The 8,974-nt window shown below is 69.2% G+C and carries 9 protein-coding genes, 2 tRNA genes and 1 pseudogene; 1 reads left to right on the forward strand and 11 read right to left on the reverse strand.

Annotated elements, in window-relative coordinates; genetic code table 11:
- The 11 genes and pseudogenes from ACWDU4_RS27870 to ACWDU4_RS27920 form a co-directional block, all read right to left on the reverse strand.
- Nucleotides 1-91: pseudogene (locus ACWDU4_RS27870) on the reverse strand (pyridoxal 5'-phosphate synthase lyase subunit PdxS); the annotation flags it as partial.
- 106 nt (nucleotides 92-197) lie between these two features.
- Entirely contained in the window at nucleotides 198-1,253 is a 1,056-nt protein-coding gene (locus ACWDU4_RS27875) for an NUDIX hydrolase (RefSeq protein ID WP_450117201.1), read from the reverse strand.
- Complete coding sequence (locus tag ACWDU4_RS27880) at nucleotides 1,253-2,377, reverse strand: glycosyltransferase family 4 protein (RefSeq protein ID WP_450117202.1); 1,125 nt, start codon at nucleotides 2,375-2,377, stop codon at nucleotides 1,253-1,255. The genes ACWDU4_RS27875 and ACWDU4_RS27880 overlap by 1 nt, the downstream gene beginning before the upstream one ends.
- A gap of 1 nt (nucleotide 2,378) precedes the next feature.
- Nucleotides 2,379-3,302: a phosphatidylinositol mannoside acyltransferase gene (locus ACWDU4_RS27885; RefSeq protein ID WP_450117203.1), complete on the reverse strand. Its 924-nt coding sequence runs from the start codon at nucleotides 3,300-3,302 to the stop codon at nucleotides 2,379-2,381.
- Entirely contained in the window at nucleotides 3,299-3,970 is a 672-nt protein-coding gene (gene pgsA, locus ACWDU4_RS27890) for a phosphatidylinositol phosphate synthase (protein ID WP_450117204.1), read from the reverse strand. Before pgsA ends, ACWDU4_RS27885 begins: the two co-directional genes overlap by 4 nt.
- Complete coding sequence (locus tag ACWDU4_RS27895; protein ID WP_450117205.1) at nucleotides 3,971-4,576, reverse strand: HIT family protein; 606 nt, start codon at nucleotides 4,574-4,576, stop codon at nucleotides 3,971-3,973.
- Nucleotides 4,573-6,624 (reverse strand): threonine--tRNA ligase, encoded by a 2,052-nt coding sequence (thrS, locus tag ACWDU4_RS27900; protein WP_450117206.1) that lies wholly within the window; start codon nucleotides 6,622-6,624, stop codon nucleotides 4,573-4,575. Before thrS ends, ACWDU4_RS27895 begins: the two co-directional genes overlap by 4 nt.
- A 122-nt stretch (nucleotides 6,625-6,746) precedes the next feature.
- Entirely contained in the window at nucleotides 6,747-7,418 is a 672-nt protein-coding gene (locus ACWDU4_RS27905; protein WP_450117207.1) for a (2Fe-2S)-binding protein, read from the reverse strand.
- A 22-nt stretch (nucleotides 7,419-7,440) separates the two neighbouring features.
- Nucleotides 7,441-7,818: a TIGR02611 family protein gene (locus ACWDU4_RS27910; RefSeq protein ID WP_450117209.1), complete on the reverse strand. Its 378-nt coding sequence runs from the start codon at nucleotides 7,816-7,818 to the stop codon at nucleotides 7,441-7,443.
- A gap of 65 nt (nucleotides 7,819-7,883) precedes the next feature.
- The gene (locus ACWDU4_RS27915; RefSeq protein ID WP_450117208.1) at nucleotides 7,884-8,387 is read right to left on the reverse strand and encodes a DNA-deoxyinosine glycosylase; all 504 of its coding nucleotides are present in this window, start codon (nucleotides 8,385-8,387) and stop codon (nucleotides 7,884-7,886) included.
- 58 nt (nucleotides 8,388-8,445) lie between these two features.
- A tRNA-Val gene (locus tag ACWDU4_RS27920) sits at nucleotides 8,446-8,520 on the reverse strand.
- A gap of 380 nt (nucleotides 8,521-8,900) precedes the next feature.
- On the opposite strand from ACWDU4_RS27920, the gene ACWDU4_RS27925 reads away from it, so the two are divergent.
- Nucleotides 8,901-8,973 (forward strand) — tRNA-Gly (locus ACWDU4_RS27925).
- The last annotated feature ends 1 nt before the right edge of the window (nucleotide 8,974 follow it).

The raw sequence follows: 8,974 nt of genomic DNA on the forward strand, positions 1-8,974 counted from the left end.
CGTCCATGATCACGCCGCCCTTGAGCATCTCGGCCATGCCCCGCTTGACGCGGGCCGTTCCAGTCGTCGGGGCGGTATCGGGGGTGCTCACGGCAAACTCCATCGGTAGTGGCCTGTTACTCGGAACCGCCACGGACGTGGGCTCGAAGCTCGGCAAGCTCGGCCCCCCGCCGGTGCGTACCGTCGATCCTAGTGCCTCAGCGGATGGACCGGACCTCGGGTTCCTCGGCCCGGGAGAGAACTTCGCAAACCTCACCAACCAGGTCCGGGAGGTCCTCCGGATACACCACCTCACCGCCGGCCGCGATCGACCGCATGTCGGCCGGGGTGCACCACCGGTGCCCGGAGATCGCCCGCCGCTCGAGATCGGTGAAGCCACCTCGCTGCGGAGTGAACGCGGCGCTCCGCAAGGCGAAGAACAACTCCTCCGAGCGGATCACGTCCCCGTTGTAGGGGAACACCGCCACCCGGCGCCAGATCGGTCCGCGCAGTTCGGCGGCATCGATCTCGAGGCCGGTTTCCTCGCGGATCTCCCGGACCGCGGTCTCGCGCAGACTCTCCCCCGCCTCGACGCCGCCGCCGATGGTGAACCAGAAGTACACGTCCGGCACCTGCGGGTCGTGCCCACGCAGCATCAGCACGCGATCGTCGTCGTCGACGAGCACCACGCGCGCGGAGGTGCGCATCTCGTCGACGCCCTGCCCGGCCCCTGCGGACGCGGTGGTGCGCTCGGCGATCTCGAAATAGGTGGGCAGCGGGGCGGTTCCGCCGAGATGCAGCCAGCGCACCGGTCGCCGGGTGCGCAGTGCCAGGGTGTCCCGGACGGCATCGTTGTGGAACCGCCGCGCGATCAGCACCCGGGCCTCGGCATCGGCGAGTTCGGCCACCAACTGCGGCGCGAGAGCCTGCGCGGGTACCGCCGCCAGCGCCGCCGACAACTCGTTCTCCGCCTGCTCCCGCTGAGCACGGTCTGCGTGTTCCGCGCGATCCGCCAATGCCGTGAGCCGCTGCCCGTCCAGCTCCGGTGGCGGCGCCGTCCCGAACGCGTACCCCGTCGGGACGACCGCGGCCGCGACCGCGCGAGCGACGACGGCACGGCGCGCCAGAGCCGCGTCGAGCGACTGCCAGGACAGGTCGGAGCGAACGTGCAGCCGGTCGAGCCGGTTCGCGGTGCCGTACGCCCAGACCGCGATCGCAACGAGGACCGCGACGACGAGCGCGATGACGAGGATGGTCGTGGCCGACAGCGTCATCACGCCTCCACCCGGACACCGTGTGCACCGACGGTCACGGTCTCGTACACCCGCAGGATCTGCTCGGCCACCACCGGCCAGTCGTATTCGGCGACCACCTCCGACGCGACGTCGATCAGGGCGCGGCGCCGGTCCGGGTCGGAGAGCACGGCATCGAGGGCCGCGGCCAGCGCTGCCGAGTCCCCGATCGGAGTCAGCATTCCGGCGGTGCCGTCCCGCAGCACCCGGCGGAACGCGTCGAGCTCGCTGGCGACGACAGGGGCGCCCGCCGCCATCGCCTCGACCAGGACGATGCCGAACGACTCGCCCCCCAGGTTGGGGGCGCAGTACACGTCGACGCTGCGCAGCGCCGACGCCTTCTCCTCGTCACTGACCTGCCCGAGCAGCCGCAGGTGCTTCGCGTACCGGCCTGCCTCCTTGCGGAGGCGATCCTCGTCGCCGCGGCCGACGACGAGCACCTGCAGGTCGGGATGCCGTTCCACCAGCGTCGGCAGCGCGCCGAGCAGGACGGCCATCCCCTTGCGCGGCTCGTCGTAGCGGCCGAGGAACAGCACCGTGCCACCCGGACGCGGATAGCCCTCCAACGGCTGCGCGTTCGCGAATGCGGGGACGTCCACGCCGTTCGGGATCTCGACCGCGTCCGATCCGAGGGACTCGACCTGCCAGCGCCGGGCCAGCTCGGACACCGCGATCCGACCGGTGATCTTCTCCAGGTACGGCTGAAGGACGCCCTGAAAAGTGCTCAGCACCAACGACTTCGTGGTCGAGGTGTGGAAGGTGGCCACGATCGGGCCCTCCGCGATCTTCATCGCCAGCATCGACAGGCTCGGCGCGTTCGGTTCGTGGATGTGCAGCACGTCGAACTCGTTGTCGGCGATCCAGCGCCGCACCCGCGCATAGGACACCGGTCCGAACGTCAGCCGGGCGACGGATCCGTTGTACGGAATCGCGACGGCACGTCCGGCCGAGACGACGAAGTCGGGCAGCTCGGTGCCCTCCGACGCCGGCGCCAACACACTGACCTTGTGCCCGCGCTCGATCAGCACCTGCGCGAGCTCCACGACGTGCGCCTGAACTCCCCCAGGCACGTCGAACGAATACGGGCAGACCATCCCGATCTTCACGTCACGACTCCATTCGAGCCAGGCGCGCGTCGGACAGGTCCGCCAGCCACAGCGGCTGCAGCATGTGCCAGTCCGCCGGGTGCGCGGCGATGTTGTCCGCGAACCGGTCCGCGAGCGCCTGGGTCGCGGGCCCGATCCCGCCGCTGGTGTCGATCGGGGGGTGAACCGAGAAGCCCCAGTCCTCGCCCTCGAACCAGCAGTGCACCGGCAGCAGGACCGCGCCCGTGTCGATCGCCAGTTTCGCGGGCCCGGCCGGCATCCGCGTCGGCTCGCCGAAGAAGGTCACCGGGACGCCACGCTTGGCGAGGTCGCGTTCACCGAGCAGGCACACGACCCGGTTTGCCCGCAGCCGGTCCGCGAGCTGCGCGAACGGCGGCGCCTCACCGCCGCTGAGGGGGAAGATCTCGAAACCGAGACTCTCCCGATAGTCGACGAACCGCTGGTACAGCGACTCCGGCTTGAGCCGTTCCGCGACGGTCGAGAGGCGGCCGTGGCTCTGCACCAGCCAGACACCGGCCATGTCCCAGTTCCCGGTGTGCGGCAACGCCAGCACGACGCCCTTGCCCGCCGCGAGCCCGGCCTCGAGATGCTCCTTGCCCTGAATCTTCGAGTCCAGCCGGCGCCCCAGCTCCTCCAGATCCATCGACGGCAACCGGAACGCCTCCCGCCAGTACCGGGCATAGGACCGCACCGACGCCCGGATCAGCTCGTCGGGTACCTGCTCGGGCGGGACGCCGAGGACACGGGCCAGGTTGCGCCGCAACTGGTCCGGTCCGGCGCCGCGGCGAGCCGCGCGTTCCATACGGCGGCAGGCGAAGTCGGCGCCGAGATCGAAGATCCTGGTGGCGAGCCGGTCCGGCAGTGCGCGGACCAGGCGCCATCCGGCGGCGTAGCCCAGGTCGCTCGCCCGCTCCGCGAGACTCACTGCGCCGACGCCTGACCGTCGGGCTTGCCCGTCGGCAGCAGCTCCCGAGCACCGGGCGAGTTGCGCACCGCCAGCACGCGCTGGAACACCGTGATCACACTGGCGACGGCGAGGATCCACATCGCGACGTACACCGCCCACTCGAGCCAGCCGATCCCGAAATGCCCTGCGATGCCGGTCAACCCGGCGCCGACGAGGACGATGACCAACCGGTCCGGACGCTCGATCAGACCACCGTCGGCGGACAACCCGCTCGCCTCGGCGCGAGCCTTCGCGTACGAGATGACCTGCGAGGTCACCAGGCAGATCAGCGTCGCGACCAGCAACGAGCGACTGCCCTCGTGGTAGACCGCCCACCAGGCGAGCCCGGCGAAGATCGCACCGTCGGCGATCCGGTCGCAGGTCGCGTCCAACACGGCGCCGTAGCGGGTGCCCCCGCCACGGGCCCGCGCCATCGCGCCGTCGAGCATGTCGAACATCACGAAGAACCAGAGGAACATCGCCCCCCAGAACAGGTGCCCGGAAGGGAACAGCGTCACCGCACCGGCCACGCTGGCGACCGTGCCGAACACGGTCACCGCATCCGGCGTCAGTCCGGTGCCCACCAGCGCCCGGCCCAGCGGTGCCGTCACCTTCGACACCGACGCCCGACCGAGAATGCTCAGCATCTACTCGCCTCCGCTGCCGGTGGACAGCTCCTGCCACGCCGCCGACAGCAGCGCCCGGGTCTCCCGCAGCAGCTGCGGCATCACCTTCGTGCCACCGAGGACCGTGATGAAGTTCGCGTCCCCACCCCACCGCGGCACGATGTGCTGGTGCAGGTGCTCGGCGAGCGAACCACCCGCTGCCGCACCGAGATTCAGGCCCACGTTGAACGCGTCCGGTCGAGACACCCGCTTGATGACGCGGATCGCCTGCTGCGTGAACGCCATCAGCTCCGCCGACTCACCGGGAGTGAGGTCCTCGAGTGCCGCCACCCGCCGGTACGGCACCACCATCATGTGACCCGGGTTGTACGGGTACAGGTTGAGCACCGCGTAGACGTGCTCGCCGCGCGCGACGATCAGGCCCTCCTCGTCGCTCATCTTCGGGATCGCGGTGAACGGCCCCTCGTCGGTTGCCGCAGCCTTCGGTGCCTCCGCGATGTACGACATCCGGTGCGGCGACCAGAGCCGCTGCAGTCGGTCCGGGTCGCCGGGACCGGTGTCCACCATCGGCGGCTCGGACCGGCGAGTGGAATCCGGAGCCTCCGGCTGCCGGGGGGTCTCGGTCATGTGAGATCCCCGAGCAGTTCCGCCGTCGGCGAGGCGTTGTCGCGGCGCGCGATCCAGTCGACGATCACCTCGACGGCCTTGGCGACGGGCACCCCGTTGACCTGGGTACCGTCACGGAACCGGAAGCTGACCGCCCCGGCCTCGACGTCCCGTTCGCCTGCGAGCAGCATGAACGGCACCTTCTGGGTGGTGTGGTTGCGGATCTTCTTCTGCATCCGGTCGTCACTGGCGTCGACCTCGGCGCGGACACCGGCCTTGCGGAGCCCGGCGATCACGTGGTGGAGATGGTCCTCGAACGCCTCGGCGACGGGGATACCGACCACCTGCACCGGCGACAGCCACGCGGGGAACGCGCCGGCGTAGTGCTCGGTGAGCACGCCGAAGAACCGCTCGATGGATCCGAACAGGGCACGGTGGATCATCACCGGGCGCTGCTTGGTGCCGTCGGTGCCGGTGAACTCGAGGTCGAAACGCTCGGGCAGGTTGAAGTCGAGCTGGATGGTGGACATCTGCCAGCTGCGGCCGAGCGCGTCCTGAACCTGCACGGAGATCTTCGGTCCGTAGAACGCGGCGCCGCCCGGGTCCGGGACCAGGTTCAGTCCGGACGCCTCACCGACCTCGCGCAGCGTATCGGTGGCCTCCTCCCACAGCGCGTCGTCGCCGACGAACTTGTCGGGATTCTTGGTCGACAGCTCGAGGTAGAAGTCGTCGAGGCCGTAGTCCTTGAGCAGGCCGAGCACGAACTGCAGCGTGGTGGTCAGCTCGTCGCGCATCTGCTCCTTGGTGCAGTAGATGTGCGCGTCGTCCTGAGTCATGCCGCGAACGCGGGTCAGTCCGTGCACGACGCCGGACTTCTCGTACCGGTACACCGAGCCGAACTCGAACAGCCGCAGCGGCAGCTCACGGTACGACCGGCCGCGAGAGCGGAAGATCAGGTTGTGCATCGGGCAGTTCATCGGCTTGAGGTAGTAGTTCTGGCCCGGCTTGCGCACGGTGCCGTCCTCGTTCAGTTCCTCGTCGATGTGCATCGCCGGGAACATGCCGTCGCGGTACCAGTCGAGGTGACCGGACACCTCGTACAGGTGCTGCTTGGTGATGTGCGGCGAGTAGACGAACTCGTAGCCCTCCTGGACGTGCCGCTGCCGCGAGTAGTTCTCCATCTCCTGCCGGATGATGCCGCCCTTGGGGTGGAACACCGGCAGGCCGGAGCCGAGCTCGTCGGGGAAGGAGAACAGGTCCAGCTCCGCGCCCACCTTGCGGTGGTCACGACGCTCGGCCTCTGCGAGCAGCTCCAGGTGATTGTCGAGCGCCTCGGTCGACTCCCACGCGGTGCCGTAGATGCGCTGCAGCTGGGCGTTCTCCTGGTTGCCACGCCAGTAGGCGGCGGAGCTACGGGTGATCTTGAACGCCGGGATGTACTTGGTGGTCGGAATGTGCGGGCCGCGGCACAGGTCCTTCCAGATCACATCGCCGGTGCGCGGGTTGAGGTTGTCGTAGATCGTCAGCTCGTTGCCGCCGACCTCCATCACCTCGGGATCGTCGATGCCGGACTTGTCACTGATCAGCTCGATCTTGAACGGCTCGTTCGCCAGCTCGGTGCGAGCGTCCTCGATGTCCTCGACGACGCGGCGCGAGAAGCGCTGCGCGTCCTTGACGATCTTCTTCATCCGCTTCTCGAGGCGGGTCAGGTCCTCCGGGGTGAAGGGCTCGGCGACCTGGAAGTCGTAGTAGAAGCCGTCCTTGATCGGCGGGCCGATGCCCAGCTTGGCGTCCGGGAACTCCTGCTGCACGGCCTGCGCCAGCACGTGTGCGCACGAGTGCCGGATCACGCTGCGGCCGTCCTCGGTGTCGGCCGCGACGGCCTCCACCTCGACGTCGGTGTCGGGGATCCAGGACAGGTCCTTGAGGTTGCCTTCGGCGTCCCGGACGACGACGATCGCGTCGGATCCCTTGCCGGGCAGTCCCGCCTCGCGGACCGCGGTGCCGGCCGTAGTCCCGGCAGGCACCCGGACGCGGGCGGCTGGGGCTACTGATGCAGGCGTGGTCACGGCGATGTGCTCCTCGGTTGGTGGGCCGACCTTGGTGTCGGCGGCGGCAATGCGCACTCATGCTATCGGCACCCCGCACGGATCGGCCCGCACGCCCGACCGATCGGCCTGCCCGCCCTCCGCTACAGCGCCGCCAGGCGAGCCCGCCGCACCTCCGGTCGTTGATGCGGACAGCTGACGCACTTCGCGCGTTCGACCGCGTCGGGGTCGCCCGCGGCGACCGCTGCGGGGGCACGGTAGATCAGGCAGCACGAGGTCCGGCGCAGGAAGCGGCGTCCCCCGACGTCGACGAACCGGGGCACCGGGAGGGGCGGGCCGACCAGTTCGGCCAGCCGGACCGCGAGGGCGCTACCCGAGGCCGGGGAGCCGAGCGCGGTCCCGGCGTCGAGTGCCCGGTTCCCGAGCGAATCTGCGGCGATCGCCCAGAGCGCAGGCACGCCGGCACCGCTCACGCGGGCCAGTGGCTCGATGATCGCCGCGAGGGTGCGTCGCAGCTCGCCGGACAGCTCGGTCGGATCACGCAGCACCCGGTCGTTCCGGACTATGTCGAGGTGACCGTCCGCGCGCGGGACGACGGTGCAGTGTTCGAGTGCGGGATCCGGAGCCCCGCCGGTCCGCAGCAGCTCGGCGGTCAGGGTCGCCACCAGCTCCGAGCTCACCGAGTACCACCACAGGGTCGCGCCGACCCGGCGGTCACGACAGGCCCACCTGCGGCCGGTGTCGTCGACCCGCGCGGCGAGCCACGTCGGGTCCGCGAGGACACGGCCGGGCAGGCCGGACTCGAAATCGTTCATCGCGGCTCCCCCGTCGTTCCTGCTACAGCGGGGATTCCAGCCACGCGTACTCGAGCCCGAACCATCCGCCGACCAGGTCGACCGCCCCGAGCACCCAGAGAGTCGCGACGACGATCACCGCGGTCGCCAGCGCCGACAGCACCTTGACGACCATGGACTGTCGGGCGAACCACTCCATGAACTCGTCGTACTTGCCCTTCGCGAAATGCAGCAGGCGGTACGCCCAGCCGAACTCGGAGCCGAGGATCCCGAGCCCGGCGAACACGATCAGCCAGCCGGGTCCGGGATAGGGAATGGCGATGATGCCGACGACCAGGACCAGGGTGCCGATCACCCCGACCGCGATGCGATAGCTCAGATTCATGACCGGATTCGACGCGATCCGTCGTCGCGCCCGCATCCACCGGTTCTCGTCGCGCACCTGTTCCGTCACCGTATCCACGGTACCGACGCGGGAGCGACCGGTCAGCGTTGCACGAGGACCCGCCACGCCTCGAGTTTCGACTCCACCGCAACCGCGGCGTGCGCCGGACTCGTCGAGGGCAGCCTCGCCAGGGCCACGCCCCTCGGGTGCGCCCCAGCCGCCACCACCGTCGTCCGGTACGCCGACTCCGCCTTCGCCCCGTTGAAGAAGACCCGGTCGATCGCGGGGTGCCGGGAATAGAGGGCATCGAAGTCGTTCGGCACCTCCGACCTGGGGTCGATGGCAGCGTCTGCACTGCCCGGACGGCGGCACGCCATCAGCACATCCCACAGCGCGACGCCGTGGTCCTGCAATGTCCGCAGGCGCAGCGGATAGGGGTATTCGGGTCCGGCACCGAACAATTCGCCCATGATCGGCCAGAAACTGTTGCGCGGATTGGCGTAGTACTTGCCCGCCACCAGGGACGGGGCGCTCGGCATCGAGCCGAGAACAAGAGTGTGTGCGTTGTCGTCGACGACGGCGGGAAACCCGTGAACCAACGTCATGGCGAACCATTAGACAGCAAAAAGGCGGTTGCGAGAACCCTCGCAACCGCCTTTTCTGTGGTGGTCCCGGCTGGGATCGAACCAGCGACCTTCCGCGTGTGAAGCGGACGCTCTCCCACTGAGCCACGGGACCGTGCCGCGCGGATGAACTCTCGCGGCCGAACGAGGAAAAAACTAGCACGCTCCGCGACGGTTGGAAAACCGGCTGGTCACAAGCCTGTACGCGGTACAGCCGCGAACCTGCCCACGGCCCGCAGAAACCGATATCCGCCGGCGGGGCACTGCCCTGCGCACTCCCCTGCGTCCTCCCCCTGCAGTCCTCCCCTGTAGTCCTCCGCGCCTTCTTCCCGCCTTCTGCAGCAGCCAGGATGCCCGCGACCTCGCGCCGCCAGGGGAATTGCACCGGTGTTGTTTGCATTCACGCACCCTGACCAGGCGATTTGTCGGCTCACACCGCGTCGGCTAATGTTTCATCTCGCAGCACGGAGGCAGCAACGCCCCCGAGGTTGCAATGCGGATGTAGCGCAGCTGGTAGCGCATCACCTTGCCAAGGTGAGGGTCGCGGGTTCGAATCCCGTCATCCGCTC

This window comes from Rhodococcus sp. NPDC003348 (assembly GCF_053589375.1).